Here is an 18,186-nt window from a genome sequence, read left to right on the forward strand (position 1 = left end):
TCATGAAATTGTCACATTTTTTTGGTAAGAAATTTGTATATATGTAATGCTAGACTGCCGCCCTAACGCGTCCGCTCGTCTGAATGATGGGTCTTGTCGTCGAATCATGTGATTTGGCGGCACTGCGGCGCGACCACAAACCAGCCATGGCCGCCTGCCGCGCCTGGCGTCGCGAGGGAGGCGCTCTTGGAACAGCAACACAGTCTGCAGGTCAGGAACCTGGGAGCCTCCTATGGTCCGCGCGTCATCTTGGCCGAGCTGGACTTTGTGCTGCCGCGCCTGGGCGTGAGCGCTTTGCTGGGGCCCGCAGGCACCGGCAAGTCCACTCTGCTGCGCACCCTGGCCGGTCTCAATGCCGGCAACCCCCGCTTTCGCTGCTGGGGCGAGATCCTTCAGGCAGGGCAGGCGCTGGCCATGCCTCCGGATGCGGAGCGCTCCCGGGGCCTGCCGCGCCTGGTACAGCAGCATGCGCGGCTCATGCGCGCCAACACCCTGGATGCCCTGATCGAGATGGTGCGCGGCACCGAGTCCCGTTCTCCGCTGCAATGGCGTCACTGGGCCACGGAGCAGCTGCAGGCCTACGGCTTTGCCGAGCTGGCCCAGGTGCTGGATAGTCCGACCATGTTGCTCAGCAGCGTGCAGCAGCGCGCCGTGGCCATCTTGCGCGAGGCCTGGGCCAGGCCCGCCGTGCTGCTGGTGGACGAGCCCACGGCCGATCTGGAAGGCTATGAGGCGTATCTGCTGCTGGATGTGCTCAAGCAGGCGGCGCACCACAGCAGCGTGTTGCTGGTGACCCATCAGCAGCAGCATGCGCAGGCCGTGGCACAGCATATGCTGCTGCTGGCAGGCGGGCGCATCCAGGAGAGCGGCAGCATGAGCGAGTTCCTGCAGCGCCCCCGCAGCGCCGCGGGCCAGCAGTTCGTGCGCAGCGGCAGCTGCTCGGTGCCCATGCCGGGCACGCCGCTGTCCGAGCTGGCCGACGATGTGCTGCCGCCTCCGCCCCTGTCGGCAGCCGCGCTGGCTGCGGTCGCCGAGTTTGCCGAAGCGGCGCCCGCGACTGCCGCCGAGCCGCTGGCGGTGCCCGTGGCCGACGTACCCGCAGAGCCGCAGCCTGCGCCGGACACTCCGCGTCCCTATCAGCCGCGTGCCGTCAATGCCGCCGTGCTGATGGAGCTGCAGCCCCTGGCCCCCGACAGCCATGCCGTGCCCGCCAGCCGCGGCCCCAACGGCTTTGCCTGGCTGGTGGCGGGGCGGCTTGCCGGCACGCCCTGGCCGGGCGTGGTGCACGACATGGATGGCGACCTCCGGGCCTTGCGGCGCTGCGGCGTCACCATGCTGATCACGCTGACGGAAAAGGATTTTCCGCAGGAGCCGCTGGCCCGCCATGGGCTGAAGAATTTCCATCTGCCGGTCTACGACCACGAGCCCCCGACCGTGGCGCAGATCCAGATGCTGCTGGCACGCATGTCGGCGCTGCTGCGCCGCGGCGAGGTGCTGGCGGTGCACTGCCTGGCCGGCCTGGGTCGCACGGGTACCGTGCTGGCCGCCTGGCTGGTGCGCGAAGGGTTGACGGCCGACGAGGCCTTGCGCCGCGTGCGCCTGATCGATGCGCAGTATGTGCAATCCAGGACGCAGGAAGCGCTGCTGCATGAATACGAGAACGCGCTGTTGCAGAAGATGGCGTGAAATTGAGCAATCAGAAAAGAGAGAGCCTCATGAGTTTGGATTCCGTTTTGACGCAGGTCGTGGCGTCTGTTCCCGAGTGCGTGGCCGCCGGCTATGTGGATGCCGCTTCAGGCATGCTGCTGTCGATCCGCACCGTGGATTCGCACCCGCGCGAGGTCATCGACCTGGTGGCAGCGGCCACGGCCGACCTGTTCAATGGACCCAATGTGTCCATGATCGAAACCCTGTTCAAGCGTTCGCGCGGCATCAGCGACGACGGCCATCACTACTTCCAGGAAATCATCATCAACAGTGACAACCTGATTCACGTGTTTCTGCGTGGCAAGAGCTCGCCCGACTATGTGGCGGTCTTTGTGTGCCGCCGCACCGCCAATCTGGGCATGGCCCTGACCAAGGCCCGCATGGCCATGCCGCAGATCGAGGCGGCGCTCTAAGCCGGCAGCGGTCCCCAATGGGGCCATGCCCGCATGGGTGTCGGTAGGCACAAGGCGCATGGGCCGCTATGCTTGGCCCATGCGCCTTTTGCTTGTTGAAGACGACACCATGATTGGCCAGGCCGTCCAGGGCCTGCTGCGTGGTGAGGAACATGTGGTGGACTGGGTTCAGGACGGTGCCCAGGCCGATGCGGCCCTGCGCGGCCACCAGTACGATCTGGTGCTGCTGGACCTGGGCCTGCCGCTGCTCGACGGCCTGGGCGTGCTGCGCCAGCTGCGCGCGCGCAAGGACGCCACGCCGGTGCTGGTGGCCACGGCCCGCGACGCCGTCAAGGACCGCATCGCGGGCCTGGATGCGGGGGCCGACGACTATGTGATCAAGCCCTATGACATGGACGAGCTGCTGGCGCGCATCCGTGCACTCACGCGCCGCGCCCGAGGGCATGCGGAGGCCGTGTACGAACATGCGGGAGTCATGCTGAACCCGGACACCCGGGAAGCCAGCGTGCAGGGCCAGCCCGTCATGCTCTCGGGGCGTGAGTGGGCGGTGCTGCAGGCGCTGCTGGCCAGGCCGGGCAGCACGCTGTCGCGTCAGCAGCTCGAAGACAAGCTCTACGGCTGGGGCGACGAGGTCAGCAGCAATGCCGTGGAGGTGTATATCCACGGCCTGCGCAAAAAGCTGGGCACCGGTGCCGTGCTCAATGTGCGCGGCGTGGGCTATATGGTGCCCAAGCCATGAGAAAGCCCTTCCACGCCGGATTCAGGCCGGCCCTGCCGGGGTCGCTGGGCGCGCGGCTGCTGCTGTTCATAGGCGCGGCCATCGTGCTGGTCGCCGTGCTGCAGGGGATTCTGGCCTATCGCAATGCGCTGGAGCAGACCGACACCCTGTTCGACTACCAGATGCAGCAGACGGCGTTCGCGCTGCGTGCCGGTCTGCCCGTGGACGCCAAGGGGCGCCCGCAGGGCACACCGCCCGAGGACGAGAACAATGAATTCATCGTCCAGGTTTGGACCAACGAAGGCCTGCGCATTTTCGAATCCGCGCTGGGTGCGGCCCTGCCGCAGATGGCCGTGCTGGGCTTTGCCGACGTGCCGGCGCGCGGCACGACCTATCGGGTGTTCTCGCTGCAGACGCGCTCCCAGGTGATACAGGTGGCCCAGGACATGCGGGTGCGCCAGACCCTGGCCCGCGAAGCCGCGTGGCGCAGCCTGCTGCCCGTGGTGCTGCTGGCGCCCCTGCTGGCACTGGCCGTGTGGTGGGTGATCCGCCAGTCGCTGACGCCCGTGCAGCGCGTGCGCAAGGAGCTGGCACTGCGCCAGCCCCAGGACCTGGCCCCCGTGAGCGTGGAAGGTCTGCCCGACGAGATGCAGCCGCTGGTGCAGGAGCTCAACAGCCTGCTGCAGCGCGTGCAGCAGGCGTTTGAAGCCCAGCAGCACTTTGTGGCCGATGCCGCGCACGAGCTGCGTTCGCCGCTCGCGGCCCTGCAGCTGCAATTGCAGGTGCTGCGCAAGGCACCCGACGCGGCGGCGCGCGACCTGGCCCAGTCCGATCTGGCCGCCGGCATAGAGCGGGCCAAGCGTCTGGTCGAGCAATTGCTGGCGCTGGCCCGGCAAGAGGCCGGTGCCGCCGAGCAGGCACAGAGCGCGCCGGCGGTGGAGCTGCGGGGTCTGGTGGAGCGCGCGCTGGCCGATATCGCCGAGGCCGCCCAGGCCAAGGGCCTGGACGTGGGGCTGAGCGAGGAATGCTCGCCCCAGGCCGCTTTCAGCGTGCAGGCCGATGCCCAGTCCTTGGCCGTTCTGCTGCGCAATCTGCTGGACAACGCCCTCAAATACGTGCCCGCGGGCGGCCGCGTGGATGTGGGCTGGCGACGCGACGGCCAGGGCCGCGCGCTGGTGGTCGAGGATTCCGGCCCCGGCATCGCCGCTGCCGAGCGCCAGCGCGTGCTGCAGCGCTTTGTGCGCGGGCAGGGCGCGAGCGGCATGGCCGGCGGCAGCGGCCTGGGCCTGGCGATCGTGCAGACCATTGCCGAGCGCAGCGGCGCGCAGCTGGTGCTGGATGAGTCGCCGACCCTGGGCGGGCTGCGGGTGCGGATTCTCTGGCCGCCGGCCTAGACTGCCGCTTGGATTTTCTTTCGGGATACCCGTAGGCGCGCCGGCTGTCGGGTTTGCGGGAGAGAATCCCTCCAGGCTCTGGAGCCGGTGCCGGACCCGCTAGGGTCGTGCGGTCCGGGCTCCGGTTTCGATGCAACCCTTGTTTTGTGGACCGTGTCAGAGGTCGTTTCATGATATCGATTGTTCAGCGTCTGGCGCAGACCGCCATCTCATCCCGGAACCTGCCCGCGCTCACCCGGCCGCTGCTGGAAATCATGGTCGAGGTCACCACCCTGGACTCGGCCTATCTCACGCTTGTCGACGAGGAGCGCGGCCTGCAGAGCGTGCTGTACTCGCTCAACACCGGCGAGATGACGATTCCCGAAGGCCTGGACGTGCCCTGGAGCGACACCCTGTGCAAGCGTGCGCTCGACGAGGGCCGCAGCTACACGGGCAATGTGAGCGAGTGCTGGGGCGACTCGGATGCGGCCCGCGCCCTGGGGATCCAGACCTATGTGAGCACGCCGGTGCGCTTTTCCAGCGGCAAGCTCTACGGCACGCTGTGTGCGGCCAGCGATAGGTCCGTGGCCCTGAACGACGAGGCCGAAGGCCTGCTGCGTCTGTTCGCCAAGCTCATCGCGGGCTTTGCCGAGCGCGAGCAGCTGCTGCATGCGCTGCAGCAGGCGAATCGGGAACTGGTGTCCCTGGCCATGCTGGATGCCTTGACCGGCTTGCCCAACCGCCGCAGCCTGACCGAGGAGCTGCAGCGCATCATCACCCATTGCCGCCGCAGCCGCGAGTGGGTGCTGGTGGGGTTTGTGGACCTGGACCGCTTCAAGGAGATCAACGACCGCCACGGCCACGAGGCCGGCGATGCCCTGCTGCGCAAGGTGGGCACCCAGCTGTCCGCCGCGGTGCGCGGCAGCGACATGCTGGCCCGCTTCGGCGGCGACGAGTTCGTGATGGTGGGCATGGGGCCGGGACTGGACGAGGACGGCGGGCAACTGGTGCGGGACCTGCAGCAACGCTTGTTCCAGGCTTCGATCACCAGCTTTGACCTGCCCGATGGCAGCCGGATCGACTACGAGGGGGCGAGCGTGGGCCTGGTCTGCCTGGCACCCGACGGCACGGAGCTCGACGATGCGCTGCAAAAAGCCGATGCCGCCATGTACCGGGTCAAGGCGCTGCGCCGCCAGCAGGCGACCGAGACCCAGCATTGAGCCCCGGCGCTTTGCCGCCGCTTCAATCGAACTGGAAAGTGCCCCCGAGCATGGGGCCGCTCTGGCTGAAGTCCAGCCTCTTGCCGTCGTGGCGGTAGTCGACGCTCAGCGTTCTATAGCCCAGGGACAGGTGGATGCTGTCCTTGAGTTGATAGTTGAGCAGGCCCAGCAGCTGCCAGGTGGAACGCGAACCCATGCCGAAGCCACCGGCGTCCGCATACAGCAGCGTGGACCAGCGGGGCGCCAAGTCATAGCGCCAGCGGGCCGCGATGATGGGGTCGATGAAGGAGGTGTTCGAGCCGGCAGCACCCAGGCCTGGCAGCTGTACCTCGGCCTTGATATCCCACAGGCGCGCGCCGGCCATCAGGTCGATGCTGGAGCGGGGGCCGGCCGACCAGTTGTAGCCACCGGTCAGGGTCAGCGAGCTCTGGCGCACCTTGGCGTTGGCCGTGAGTCCGAGAGGCAGGGCGGAACGGTCGGAGGTCGAGGCATGGCTGAAATCCCCCTGGAACACATAACGCCCCTTGCGGGCCGTGCCCGTGACAAAAGCCGCCGCGTCCAGCTTGTCCAGCAGCTCTGAAAAAGACTTGTCCACATGGGCCGTGGGCGCGCCGCGGAACGGGCGGATATGGCCGTCCAGTCCCGTCATCCAGACATAGGGCGTGAGCTGGAGCCGCCAGGCATCGCCGGCGGTCTCGGCTGCGGTCTGTGCGTGCGCGGGCGCAAGCAGCAGGCTGGTGGCCAGCAGGGCTGCGGCCTTCAGGCTTTTCAAGGCAATCGAAGAGTTCATGGCAGCGTTCTCAGAGCGTGTTCTTGTGGACCTTGCCGTCCTTCATGATCAGGCGCAGATTGCGCTGCGGGTCGCTGAGAAAGTCCAGGTTTGCGGCCGGATCGCCGTCGGCCACCAGTAGGTCCGCATAGGCGCCGGGCGCGATGCGGCCCAGCGCATGGGGGTAGGGGTTGCGCTCGCCCGACAGGGCCAGCAGCTCGCCGTTGGTTCCCGTGGCCTGGGCCAGCAGGGTGAGCGGATCGTAGAAACGCGTCAGCTTGGCCAGTTGACGGCCCTGGGTGGGGGTGTTCCTGGGGTTGAACAGAATATCCGTGCCCCAGCCGGTCCTGATGCCGTGCTTTTGCGCGAGTTCATAGGCACGCACCGTGCCCTGCGCCACCTGCCGCTGGCTCTCGCGCCGCGCCGCGTCGGGGTAGACATTGCTGTCCTCGTCCTGCAGAAAGGGCTGCAGACTCCACCACACGCCTTCGCCCTTCATCATGCGCACGCATTCCTCGTCGGCCAGCTGTCCGTGCTCAATGCTTTTGACACCGGCCTTGATGGCCCGCTTGATGCCCTTGGGCATGTAGACATGGGCCATCACATAGGTGTTCCAGTCCGCCGCAGCCTCCACGCCGCTGCGCAGCTCGCGTTCGGAAAACTGCATGCTGTCCAGCGGATCGTAGAGGGAAGCCACGCCGCCGCCGGCCAGCATCTTGATCTGCGATGCGCCCAGCATCAGCTGCTCGCGCACACGGCGCAGCACCTCGGCCTCGCCGTCCGCGATCATGGCCACGCCGGCCAGCTCCACGCCGCTGAGCGGCGCATTCGCCGCGCGCGGTATGTCGCTGCGCAGGCGGAAGTCGCCATGGCCCGAGGTCTGGGAGATCATGGCCCCACTGGGATAGATGCGCGGGCCCGCCACCATGCCCTCGTCGATGGCGCGTTTGAGCGCAAAGGCCGGGCCGCCCGCATCGCGCACCGAGGTGAAACCGCGCAGCAGCGTGCGCTGGGCCTCCTGGGCCGCGGCCAGATACAGATAGCCGAGGTCCGCCGTCATGGCCGTGGTCTGCGCGATCGCCGCAAGCATGGTGTGCCAATGCGTGTCTATCAGGCCCGGCATCACCAGCTTGCCCTGGCAATCGATCACCTGGGCTCCCTCGATTTTTTCCGCGGCCGAGGGCAGGGCGGAGATGAGCTTGCCCTGGATCAGCACCTGCACACCGTCGCGCACGGGCTTTCCCGTGCCGTCGAACAGACGCAGATTGGTGAGCAGGGTCGGGCGCTCGGCGTCCTTGGGCCGGGCTGCATCGCTCTCGGCCGCTTGCAGGCCGACGAACGGGGCCATGGTCGCCGCCACGCCGCCCACGAACATGCGTCGCGACATATCGCTCATCACTCTCTGGTGCAGCAGTTGGCAGACCACGCTGCCGCAGCTGCAGGCGCTGGCCCGGATCGGGCCCAGGCTCCAGGGCAGATCGTTGGCGTGTGCTATGGCTTGTCCCATCTTCTCTCTCCTGAAAAAAGAGAACGCGTTCGCAGGCGAGCGCGTTCGATTGCTTGAAGTAACGGCTTGAGTGTGTTTTTACATTTTGTGTGCAACGATCCTAACGCAGCCCTGTACGCGCCCCCATGACCCAGGCCATGGACGCTGCACCGCGGCCGTACACTGGACGATGAAACAAGGCTTGGATGATGATGCGTACCGCTTCCAGATTTCCCGCACTCCAGGGCGGCCTGCTGGCCCTGCTGGCCGCCGGCCTGTTTGGCGTGAGCACGCCGTTGGTCCAGAAGCTGGGCCTGGGCCTCGGGCCCTTCAGCACGGCGGCGCTGCTCTACGCCGGGGCCGCCGGCATGGCGGCTCTGCTGCGCCGGCCCGCGCAGCAGGAGGCGCGCGTGCTGCGCTCGGATCTGCCGCGCCTGCTGGCCGTCGCCTGCTTCGGTGCCATCCTGGGCCCGGCGCTGCTGGCCTGGGGGCTGCAGCGCAGCAGCAGCACCGGTGCCTCGCTGATGCTGAGCCTGGAGGCCGTGTTCACCGCGCTTCTGGCCTGGCGCCTCTACGGCGAAACCATGGACCGGCGTGTCTGGACCGCCGTGCTGCTGTTGCTTGCCGGCGGGATTGCGCTGGTGCTGGAGCAGGGCCAGGGCGGGGCCAGCCAGCTCTGGGGCCTGCTGGCCGTCATGGCCGCCACCGTGGCCTGGGGCATGGATAACAGCTTGTCGCGTGCGCTGGCAGAGCGCGATCCCGGGCAGGTGGTACTGGCCAAGTCCGTGCTGGGCGTTAGCGCCACCAGCTGCCTGGCCCTGCTCATGCGGGAGCCGCTGCCGGCGCTGTCCGCGGCCCTGGGCCTGCTGGCCGTGGGCGCCAGCGGCTATGGCCTGAGTCTGCGCTTCTATCTGCTGGCGCAGCGGGCTTTCGGGGCCGCGCGCACGGGTTCGGTGTTCGCATTCGCGCCCTTCATCGGTGCGGCCCTGGCGCTGCTGCTTGGCGACAGATCGGGCGGCTGGGGCCTGCTGCCGGGCGGGCTGCTGATGCTGGCGGGCATCCTCGTCCATCTGGGCGAGTCGCATCAGCACGAACACGAGCACGAGGCCGTCGAGCACGAACATGCGCACCGCCATGACGACGGCCACCACGATCACCGGCACGACCCCATGCCCGTGGGCGCGCACAGCCATCTCCATACCCATGAGCCGCTGCGGCACAGCCATGCGCATGTGCCGGATATCCACCATACGCATCGCCACTGAGTTGCGCGACGGCGCCGTTCGGTGAGGGGTAGGGAAAGAGTGCCGGACGGCCGGGCTCGGTTGTCTCCAGCTCTGCAAGCATGACTTCGGCCGTGAGCCGGCAAGGCTCTTCAGACGCCCTGACCCATGATGGCCTTGGCCAGGATCTGCATTCCGCGCGTCAAGGGCTTGTCCTGCCGCATGACGATTCCGAGTTCGCGCGATAGCGCAGGCTTGAGCGGCCTGGTCTGCAACCGCTTGCGATCGGCATCGCGCATGGCCATCGCGGGCAGAATGCTGCAGCCCAGGCCGGCCGACACCATCTCCTTGATCGCCTCTATGCTGCCCAGCTCCATGGCGGGGCGCACGCGCAGGCCCGCCGCAAGCAGCCAGGACTCGACCTGCTGGCGCGTGTTGCTGCCCGGCTCGAAAAGAACCATGGGTATATCGGCCAGATCCCGCGCGCGCACGGCCGCGGGCAAAGGCTCCGCACCTATGGGGGCCACCGCGACGAACTCGTCGCGCAGGGCCGGCGCCACCGTGACTGCCCGGCTGGCCACGGGCAGGGTCACAAGGGCCAGGTCCAGCGCATTCAGCTCTACCTGGCGCACGATATCGTCGGTATTGCCGGTAGAGACCACCACATGCAGCGCCGGGTGCTCCTTGCGTATGCGCTGCAGCAGGGGCGGCAGCAGGTGCAGGCAGGCCGTGGCGCCGGTGCCCAGCCTGACCGTGCCGCTCACGCCCTTGGCGAGGCTGGAGACGGCCTCCGCGGCCTGGCGCCCGCTCTCCAGCAGCGCCCGCGCATGGCCGGCCAGGGCGACGCCTGCGGGTGTCGGGCCCACGCTGCGGCCGACTCGTTCGAGCAGCCTGGTGCCCAGCTTGCGCTCCAGCTCGCGCACCTGCGCGCTGACCGCGGGCTGGCTCACGCCCAGGTGGTGGGCGGCGGCGGAAAAGCTGCCGGTATCGAGCACCAGCGTGAAGACCTCGAGCTGGTCCAGGGTGAAGGGAAGACTCATAGTTTTTCTTATACATCGAATAATTCACAACACCTTCTTTTATTTGCCTGCCAGGCGCACCATGCAGCCCATGGAAAGCCTTGCACACCCCGTCGCAGCGGTCGCTGCACCCGCCGTCGAGCCCGATATGCCGCTCATCACCGAAGCCCGCAGCGCCCATGTCCAGGCCATGCAGGTCATCTACGCCCACTATGTGCAGACCTCGATCTGCACCATGGAGGAGCTGGCGCCCGGCGAGGCCGAAATGCACCGGCGGCATGACGCGCTGCGCCGCGAGGGCCTGCCCTGGCTGGTGGCCCTGGACAGGGCGCAGGTGGTCGGCTATGCCTATGCGGGTCGCTACCGCCCGCGGGTCGGCTATGGCGGCACGGTGGAGACATCCATCTACATCCATCCCGAGCATCACGGCCGCGGTCTGGGGCAGCTGCTGCTCGAGGCCCTGATCCGCGATTGCCAGAGCCTGGGCCTGCGCCAGATGGTCGCCGTCATCGTGCGCGACCCGGAAACCCAGGGCTCCATCCGGCTGCACCAGCGCCTGGGCTTCCGGCAGGCCGGCGTGCTGGAGCAGGTGGGCCGCAAGTTCGGCAGGAGTCTGGACACGCTGCTGATGCAGCGTAGCCTGTGCGCCGCATGAGCGGGCCCGATGCGCCGCGGCCGGGCTGGCTGCCGCTGCTGTGCGTGACGCGTCTGTTCCAGGCCAGCATCGCCGCCGCCTGGGCTGGCGTCATGCCGCGGGTGATGGGCGAATGGGGCCTGGCTGCTTCCAGCGCGGGGCTGGTGCAAAGCGCCTGGCATCTGGGCTATCTGATCTCGCTGTTCAGCGTGGGCTTCATCGCCGACCGTGTCGGTCCCAGGCGCGTCTTTCTGGTCTGCAGCGTGCTCACGGCTCTGGCCGCCTTGCTGTTTGCGATGGGAGCCCAAGGGCCGCTGTCCGCGGCGCTGCTCTACGGGCTCACGGGCCTGTGCGCGGGCGGCTGCTACAGCCCGGGGTTGCAGCTGCTGGCCTGGAATGCGCAGCCGCAGCGCCGCGGCAAGGCCATGGGGGCCTTCATCGGTTTCTCGTCCATGGGCTATGGACTGTCGCTGCTGATCGTGGCCGCGTTCTCCGCCATGCTGCCCTGGCGCAGCATCCTGCTGCTGATCGCCGCCATGGTCGGCCTGGGCGCGCTGCTGACGCTTGGCGCCCTGGCCCGCATGCGCCCCGATCCGCAGCGCCATGCGGCCGCGGCCTATCCGGTGGTGCGGGCGCTGAAGGAGACGCTGCGCGACAAGCCCGCCATGGCGGGCAGTGCGGCCTATGCCGCCCATTGCTGGGAGTTGATGGCGCTATGGGCCTGGCTGCCGGCCTTTCTGGCGTTCTCCGCGCAGGGCGTGGGGCTCTCTGCGGCTCAGGGCATAGGTCTTGCGGCGGGCGCGCATCTGGTCAGCGTGGCCGGCAGCCTGCTGGGCGGCGCCGCATCCGACCGCCATGGCCGGGCGCGCGTGATGCTGGCGGCCAGCTGCATCAGCCTGCTGTGCTCCTTCAGCTTCGGCTGGATGTGGGCCATGCCGGTCTGGGCGCTGGCGGTGTTTGGTGCGCTCTACAACCTCGCGGCGATCGCCGATTCCTCGGTCTACTCGACGGCCCTCGCTGACGTGGTGCCTAGCAGCCGGCTGGGCGCGGCTTTCTCGGTCCGATCGGTGATGGGCTTTGGTGCCGGAGCGGTCAGCCCCTGGGTCTTCGGGCTGGCGCTGGACTGGGGCCAGGCCCATCTGGCCGTGGCCGGCAATGCCTGGGGCTGGGCCTGGACTACCGTCGGCTTGGGGGCCCTGGTCGGGCCCTGGATGATCTGGCGCCTCCAGCGCTTGACGGCAGGGCCCGTGGAAGCGCAAGCGCAATCCCGAAAGCCGGCTTAGCTGGGCCAGGCATGCGCTCCGGCACCAAGGCCCGGCGTCAGAACACCATGCCCCCCGCGGCATCAAGCGTGCTGCCTGTGACCCAACCGGCATCCGTCGATACGGCAAAGGCCACGGCGTTGGCGATGTCCGACGGTTGTCCGACACGGCCCAGCGGCGTTTTGCCGATGAACAGCTCGTCCATACCCGCCATCGAGACGGCGTTGCCCTCTGTCTTCACGAAGCCCGGCGCGATGCCCACGACCCTGATTTGCCGCGGACCCAGTTCCATCGCAAGCGAACGCGTCAAGGAGTCGACCGCCGCCTTGGTCGCGCTGTACACATGCACCGAGGGGTGCGGACTGGTTCCGAGGCCCGAGCTGATGTTGACGACGACTCCACCGGCCGGCAACAACGGTGTTGCGGCCTGCGTCATGAGGAGCAGGCCGCGGACGTTCAGGTGGAAGTGCCAGTCGAAGGTGTCGCTGGTGAGCGATTCCAGCGAGTCGGACGCGTACACCCCGGCGTTGTTGACCAGAATGTCGAGCCGGCCGTAGGCACTGAGCGCGGCATCGACCAGAGCCCGGGCTTCCTGAGGGCGCGAGAGATCGGCCTTGACCGCTATCGCCTTGCCGCCAGACTTGACGATGCGTTGCACCACCACGTCGGCATCGGCAGCGCTTCGCGAATAGTTGACGACCACCGAGGCACCGTCTGCGGCCAGGCGCAGGGCGATGCCCGCGCCTATGCCTTTGGACGCTCCGGTGACGATGGCGACTTTGTTTGCGAGTGCGGGAGATGACATGAGAGAGGCTCCAGAAATAGGGTGGAAGGCCCGCGAGTCGGACCCAGGCACGCACGATAGGTCCTGCATTCCGCCGAATAAATAGCGTTGAGGCGGATGCAGTGTGAAGCTCATCTTCATAATCGAGAGATGTCTCCCGAGCTTTTTCCGGCGGTGGCGGCCTTTGCGCGCGTTGCCCACCATGCCAGCTTCACCCGTGCCGCGGCGGAACTGGGCGTGTCCACATCGGCGCTGTCCCAGAACATGCGCAGCCTGGAGGAACGCCTCGGCGTACGGCTGCTGCAGCGCAGCACGCGTCGGGTCGGACTGACGGAGGCCGGTCAGCGCCTGCTGCGGGATGCCGGACCGGCGATTGCGGCGCTGGTGGCGGCTGTGGATGGCGTCCATGAATCGCGCGACCGGCCTGCGGGGCTGCTGCGTCTCAATCTTTCCCGGGCCGCGGCCGATGCGGTGGTGATGCCGCATCTGGTCGACTTCCTGGAGGCCTATCCGGACGTCACGGTGGAGATGCATTGCGACAATGCCCTGGTGGATGTGGTGGCCGGGGGCTTCGATGCGGGCATCCGCCTGGGCGAAAAGCTGGCGCAGGACTTCGTTGCGATCCCGTTGGGTCCGCGCCAGCGGCTGGCTGTCGTGGCCGCCCCCGTTACCTGCGAGGACGTACCGCGCCGCAAACACCCGCCGACCTGGCCGGGCACCGCTGTCTGAACGGACGGCTGGGCGCGGGGCTTTACCGATGGGAGTTTTCCCAGCAGGGCCACGACCTGGAAATGGACGTCGCCGGGCCCCTGCTGTCCAATAATGGCGACCTGCTGCTGGACGCGGCCCGTGCCGGTGCCGGGGTCGCCATGGCTTTTGAAGTGCTGGTACAGGAGGACATCGCCGCAGGCCGGTTGGTGCCGCTGCTCAGGCCCTGGTGGCCGGATTTCGGGAGCTTCTACCTGTATTACTCGACGCGCACCCTCATGCCCAGGAAGCTCCGCGTGTTCATCGATTTCATGCAGACGAGGTGTTCATCACCGACACGGGGGATGGGGCGCTGAGTGGGTCTTTGGTGGCCAAGCGCTGCCAGGTACCTGGATGAAAAGTACCCAGCCGTTTTTGAAGCGAAAAAAGAAAAAGGCCGGAAGGTGATGCACCTTCCGGCCTTGAATTTGGTCCCCTCGACAGGAATCGAACCTGTATCTAGCGCTTAGGAGGCGCTCGTTCTATCCATTGAACTACGAGGAGATTAGCCTTCGATTCTAACTGCGTTGGCCCGGGTCAAATCGTTTGTGCCCAATCCGCCTCAATCCTTGCGCACCGTATAGACCAGATCCAGGGCGCTGGTCATTCCGGTCTGGGTGCGCAGCGTGACGTTGCGCGACAGGTCGTAGAAGATGTAGATGATGCCCATGGCTCCCGACAGGCTTTGCTCATAGGTCAGGTACAGCTTGTCCGACAGGCGCTTGCCCATGGTCAGGGCCGCGCCCGATGCATCGCTGCTGTCGCCCGCACCCTTGAAGCCCACCTCGTCCAGTCCCAGGCTGCTGGCAATCTTGCCGCTGCCGCTGTTGCCGCCGGCCAGCAAGGCCATTGCTGCCTGTTGCAGCAGCGCGCTGCTGGCGCCGCCCGAGGCCGGGTCGCGGCCCATGACGACCCAGGAGAGCTTTTCGGCATCGGGCAGGCTGGGATCGGAATACAGCAGCACGCGCGGCGCGCTGGCCGTGCCCAGCACCTGGACCCCGGCCTTGACGGGGATGTTGGGGCGCAGGGCCAGGATGTCCAGCGAGGGGTTGTCGTAGGGGCCGTTGAAGCGGATCAGGCCCGTATCCACGTCCAGCGACTGGCCCCAGGCGCGGTAGCGGCCGTGCTCGGTGCGGATCTCGCCGGTCACGCGGGGCGGGCCGCCGAAGTGGCTGCCACCCTGGACCTCGAGCTGGCCTAGCAGGCGCGTGTTCAGGCCGTAGCCCTGCAGCGCGAAGTCGCGGCCCAGATTGAGCTTGACCAGGATGTCGGGCAGCTTGCGCGGCGTGGCCCGGGCCTGTTCGCGGCGGTCCTGCTGCTCCTGCTTTTTGCGCGCCTCTTCCTCGGCCTGGCGCGAGGCCGCCGAGTGCACGACCACGTCCGAGCCCAGGGAGGGCGCGGATTCCTCGGGCAGGATGATGGAGGCCCGGTCTACCGTCAGGTTGCCGCGCAGCGTGAACTGCCCCCGCTCCAGGCGGGCCTGCAGATCGCCGGAGACGCTGACCTGGCGGTCGGCGCGCACCAGCACCTGCAGCTTGCTGGCCTTGGCCTGCAGATTCATGCTTAGGCCGGGCTCGGGGCCGGAGCCCGGCGGCGTGAACTGGGCGTAGCCCGATCCGATGAGCAGGCCGCCGTCCTCGGGCGCGCTGCTCAGATTGCCGCTGTAGCCGAGGATGCGCGCGCGGCTGCCCTTGCCGCCCTTGAGGCGCAGCTCGGCAATGTCCAGCCGGGTGCCCTGCAGCCTGGCGCGCAGCATGCCGTCCTGCAGGTCCACGCCGTCCAGCAGCGAGACTATGCTCAGCTCGTCGGCATTGAGGCTGCCCTGCCATCTGGGGTCCTGCAGCGTGCCCGCCAGCGTGGCGTTGGCGGCCAGCGTGCCCTTGACCCGCCAGCCCGGCGGCGCAAACAGGGTCCAGATGCCGATATCGGGCATGGCGGCCTGCAGCTGGCCGGACAGCGGCGCATTCGCGGGCAGGGTCCAGCCGCCTTTTCCATAGGCCAGCTGGGTGCGCAGATCGGCCTGGGCCGTGCCCGCGCGTTCGCTGTCCCAGACCAGCTTGCTCGTCAGGCTGCTGCCCTGGGCCTGCACCGTGAGCCGCGCCTGCTTGATGCGCGTGCGCATGCCCGCGCCGCTGATGGTGCGGGTGCGCGTGCGGCCCTTGGTGGTGGCGGTCGGGCCCGTGGTCTGGATCACGGTGGTGCTGCCGCCGTCGTCCACGGCCAGGCGCAGATCGCCGGCCGCGCGCTCCACCACCAGCTCGGCCTTGAGGTCCTTGCCCATGGTGTCCACATCCCACTGGCCGTTGAAGCTCAGGTCCCCGGAAACACCGGCCGCGGCCAGCGGAGGCTCGTCGTCGCCGAGGCTGAAGGCGTCCACCCAGGCCAGCGGAATGCCCTGGGCGCGGCCGGAGCTGCGCAGGCCCCATTGGCCGTTGCCGGCCCTGGTGGCCGTGATGCCGTCCCAGGTCAGTTGCGCGGGAGCCAGGGGCTCGGCATTGCTGCGGCGGATGCCGAGATTGGGCGGCGTGATCTGCAGCCTTGCCGCGCCGAGCTGGTAGGCGACGGATTGAGCCGCTGCGCTGCGCTGCGTGATCTGCAGGGGGGCGCCGGGCTGCAGTTGCAGCAGCCAGGGGCCGGGCTTGTCCTTGCCGGGGGCGAGCTGGGCCTGCAGCTTCTCTATGCTGGCCTGCCAGTCCATGGCTGCAACGGTCTTGCCCTGGGCCAGGCCGGCCTGCAGCGCCGTGTCCAGCCGCAGGCTGCGGTCGGCCTGCTGGGCCTGAGCGAGCAGAGTAAGTCTGGCGTTCTCGGGGCTACCGTTGAGGCTGAGCTGCAGCGCGGGCACGGCCAGGGTCTGGTCCGCGGGCTGGCCCTCACCCCGGTAGCGGATTTTTTCGGCCTGGACCGCGGCATTGAGCTGCAGGCCACTGGCCGCAACCGTGCCCGCAGGGGCCTGGAAGCGCTGGACCAGCGCGCCCCAGCCGCCTTGCCAGTCCAGCTGGGCGCGGGCCGAGCCCTCGAGCTGCGCGCCGCCCAGCGGGTCCGCGATGCCGGGCAGCCTGCGCAGCCATTGGGCCAGCGTTTCCAGCGAGCTCAGCTGCAGCGTGCTCTGGCCCTTGCCGTCCTTGGGCCCCATCTGGCCTGCAAGCTGCAGCTGGGCGCCGGGCACTGCGGCCTTGAGCTGGGCCTTGGCCTGCCGGGTCTCGGTATTGAATTCCAGGCCCTGGGCCTGGATATCGGCCTGCAGCGCCTGCAGCTGCAACCTGTCGAGCTGCAGCAACGGTGCCTGCCACCGGCCGTTGCCGCTCAGCGTCTGGATATGCAAGGCCTGGCCGCCGCGCTGGCTGCCCGCGGCGCGCAGGTCTGCGGCAAACACGATGCGCGGCGCGCGTTGGTCCGCGGCGTCCGCATCTGCGGCCGGCTCGGCCTTGGCGCTGATCTCGCCCTGCAGGGGCGCGGCCTCCAGCGTGCTGTAGAGGTCGGCGGGGTTGAGCCGCTCGATCAGGGAGCGCCCTTCGAACAACTGGGTGGCCGGCGTGAACCGGCCGTCGAGGCTGATCCGGCCCTTGCCGATCTCCACGCGGGATTCGGCGACCTGCCACTGCTGGCCGTCATAGTGGACCCGGGCCTGCAACTGGCTCAGCGGCAGGCGCTGCTTGTCCCAGGGGCCGGGCAGGCCGTTGCCGAAGCTGGCGTCCAGCTTCCAGGACTGGGGCGCGGCGGGCTGCTCCGGGTTTTCATCGGGCCCGGCCTGCAGCCGGCCCGTGAGCAGGGTTTGCGGGCCCTGAGGCCAGAAGGCGGAGAGATCCAGATTGGCCAGCCTGGCCTGGGCGCTGAGCAGCGGCTGGGGCTTCCAGGGCATGAGGCTGGCCTGCACCTCGGCATGCAGGCTGCCGTCGTTCGGCGCTTCGTTCTTATCTGATTTTGATAGCTGCTTGCGCTTTTCCTGCCTGGGCTCTGCGCTGTTTTGGCTTGGGGTTTCAGCGGACTGCGGTTCGCTCTGGGCCTGGGCGCTGGCCCGGATTTCCAGGCGCGCGGCTTCGGTGGCCAGGGTGCCTTCGACCGTGGCCTTGGCCTGCACGGCGATCGTGGCGGCCGGCTCGCCGTCCTGGGCGTGCAGCGGATTCGCCACCTGCAGGTCGCCGAGAACCTCGGCCTTGAGCTGCATGGGGGCCGCGCCCTGCAACTGCAGCTGGGCTTGATAGGCGCCATCGGCAAAGCGCAGGCTGCCGACCTGCAGCCGGTGCGCGCTGCCGTCGTAGCCGTAATGACCCTTGAGGCCCTCGACCACGGCCTCGGGCGGACCCTGCCAGACGATGCGCTCCACGGCAAATGGCAGATCGATGCGTATGGGCGGGGCCAGCGACTGCAGCGGCTCGCTGGGTTTTTTCTCGGGCTCGGGCGTGCTGGCGATCCGCACCTCGGCCGCCTGCACCTGGCCGAAGCGTAGCGAGCGCGACAGCAGCGAGCTCAGCTGCCAGGCTATCTGCGCGTCCCTGACTTCGACCCTGGTGGTCTGGTTCTGCCATTGCAGCCAGCCTATGCGGCCGCCGCTGCGCAGCGTTCCCGTTACCTCGCGGGTCTGCAGGCTCTGGCCCTGGGGCAGCCAGCGTGCCACCTGCTGCAGGGTCTGGCCCAGCGAGCCTTCGCGCCCCGACCACCACCAGAGGCCGGTCAGCAGCAGGGCGAGGCTGGCGGCCAGCGCCGCGATCAGCCAGGCGCAGGCGCGCCGCCAGCGCGACCCGCGCGCCGGGCGCTGGTGATTGCCGGAAGAAGAGGGCGCGGCCGCCGTGTCGACCACGGGCGCTGCGCTTTGGGTGTCTGTATTCGCCAT

The 18,186-nt window shown here is 68.3% G+C and carries 13 protein-coding genes, 1 tRNA gene and 1 pseudogene; 9 read left to right on the forward strand and 6 right to left on the reverse strand.

All coding sequences use genetic code 11. The features are described 5' to 3' along the window. The first annotated feature begins 186 nt into the window (after positions 1–186). The 5 genes from AB6724_RS11025 (at position 187) to AB6724_RS11045 (ending at position 5,431) form a co-directional block, all read left to right on the forward strand. Positions 187–1,686: a phosphatase domain-containing putative toxin gene (locus AB6724_RS11025; protein ID WP_369338564.1), complete on the forward strand. Its 1,500-nt coding sequence runs from the start codon at positions 187–189 to the stop codon at positions 1,684–1,686. Between the two features lie 29 nt (positions 1,687–1,715). Beyond that, positions 1,716–2,120, forward strand: a complete 405-nt coding sequence (locus AB6724_RS11030; RefSeq protein ID WP_369338565.1) for a roadblock/LC7 domain-containing protein — start codon at positions 1,716–1,718, stop codon at positions 2,118–2,120. Positions 2,121–2,199: 79 nt separating this feature from the next. Next, a complete protein-coding gene (locus AB6724_RS11035; protein ID WP_369338566.1) occupies positions 2,200–2,859 on the forward strand; it encodes a response regulator in 660 nt (219 codons plus the stop codon). Continuing rightward, on the forward strand, positions 2,856–4,232 hold the full coding sequence (locus AB6724_RS11040) for an ATP-binding protein (protein ID WP_369338567.1): 1,377 nt from the start codon (positions 2,856–2,858) through the stop codon (positions 4,230–4,232). The genes AB6724_RS11035 and AB6724_RS11040 overlap by 4 nt, the downstream gene beginning before the upstream one ends. A 170-nt stretch (positions 4,233–4,402) precedes the next feature. Next, complete coding sequence (locus AB6724_RS11045; RefSeq protein WP_369338568.1) at positions 4,403–5,431, forward strand: sensor domain-containing diguanylate cyclase; 1,029 nt, start codon at positions 4,403–4,405, stop codon at positions 5,429–5,431. 22 nt (positions 5,432–5,453) lie between these two features. Here AB6724_RS11045 and AB6724_RS11050 read toward each other — a convergent pair whose 3' ends face one another. Beyond that, a complete protein-coding gene (locus AB6724_RS11050; protein WP_369338569.1) occupies positions 5,454–6,221 on the reverse strand; it encodes a hypothetical protein in 768 nt (255 codons plus the stop codon). 10 nt (positions 6,222–6,231) lie between these two features. Beyond that, positions 6,232–7,707, reverse strand: coding sequence for a metal-dependent hydrolase family protein (locus AB6724_RS11055; protein WP_369338570.1), 1,476 nt, complete (start codon positions 7,705–7,707; stop codon positions 6,232–6,234). Positions 7,708–7,895: 188 nt separating this feature from the next. Here AB6724_RS11055 and AB6724_RS11060 point away from each other — a divergent pair, with 188 nt between their 5' ends. Further along, positions 7,896–8,951 carry a DMT family transporter gene (locus AB6724_RS11060; RefSeq protein WP_369338571.1) on the forward strand — a complete coding sequence of 352 codons (1,056 nt, stop codon included), beginning with the start codon at positions 7,896–7,898 and terminating at the stop codon, positions 8,949–8,951. 110 nt (positions 8,952–9,061) lie between these two features. Here AB6724_RS11060 and AB6724_RS11065 read toward each other — a convergent pair whose 3' ends face one another. Beyond that, positions 9,062–9,949 carry a LysR substrate-binding domain-containing protein gene (locus tag AB6724_RS11065; protein ID WP_369338572.1) on the reverse strand — a complete coding sequence of 296 codons (888 nt, stop codon included), beginning with the start codon at positions 9,947–9,949 and terminating at the stop codon, positions 9,062–9,064. Between the two features lie 70 nt (positions 9,950–10,019). Here AB6724_RS11065 and AB6724_RS11070 point away from each other — a divergent pair, with 70 nt between their 5' ends. Beyond that, on the forward strand, positions 10,020–10,583 hold the full coding sequence (locus tag AB6724_RS11070) for a GNAT family N-acetyltransferase (RefSeq protein WP_369338573.1): 564 nt from the start codon (positions 10,020–10,022) through the stop codon (positions 10,581–10,583). Further along, positions 10,580–11,845 (forward strand): MFS transporter, encoded by a 1,266-nt coding sequence (locus AB6724_RS11075; protein ID WP_369338574.1) that lies wholly within the window; start codon positions 10,580–10,582, stop codon positions 11,843–11,845. Before AB6724_RS11070 ends, AB6724_RS11075 begins: the two co-directional genes overlap by 4 nt. Positions 11,846–11,882: 37 nt before the next feature. Here the strand turns inward: AB6724_RS11075 and AB6724_RS11080 are convergent, their stop codons facing one another. Then, entirely contained in the window at positions 11,883–12,629 is a 747-nt protein-coding gene (locus AB6724_RS11080) for an SDR family NAD(P)-dependent oxidoreductase (RefSeq protein ID WP_369338575.1), read from the reverse strand. 129 nt (positions 12,630–12,758) lie between these two features. Between AB6724_RS11080 and AB6724_RS11085 the strand changes: the two are divergent. Next, positions 12,759–13,672: pseudogene (locus tag AB6724_RS11085) on the forward strand (LysR family transcriptional regulator). Between the two features lie 112 nt (positions 13,673–13,784). Here the strand turns inward: AB6724_RS11085 and AB6724_RS11090 are convergent. Further along, a tRNA-Arg gene (locus AB6724_RS11090) sits at positions 13,785–13,859 on the reverse strand. Between the two features lie 58 nt (positions 13,860–13,917). Beyond that, positions 13,918–18,186 (reverse strand): translocation/assembly module TamB domain-containing protein, encoded by a 4,269-nt coding sequence (locus AB6724_RS11095; RefSeq protein ID WP_369338576.1) that lies wholly within the window; start codon positions 18,184–18,186, stop codon positions 13,918–13,920.

The sequence above is a fragment of the Comamonas guangdongensis genome, assembly GCF_041079535.1.
GTDB lineage: Bacteria > Pseudomonadota > Gammaproteobacteria > Burkholderiales > Burkholderiaceae_C > Comamonas > Comamonas guangdongensis.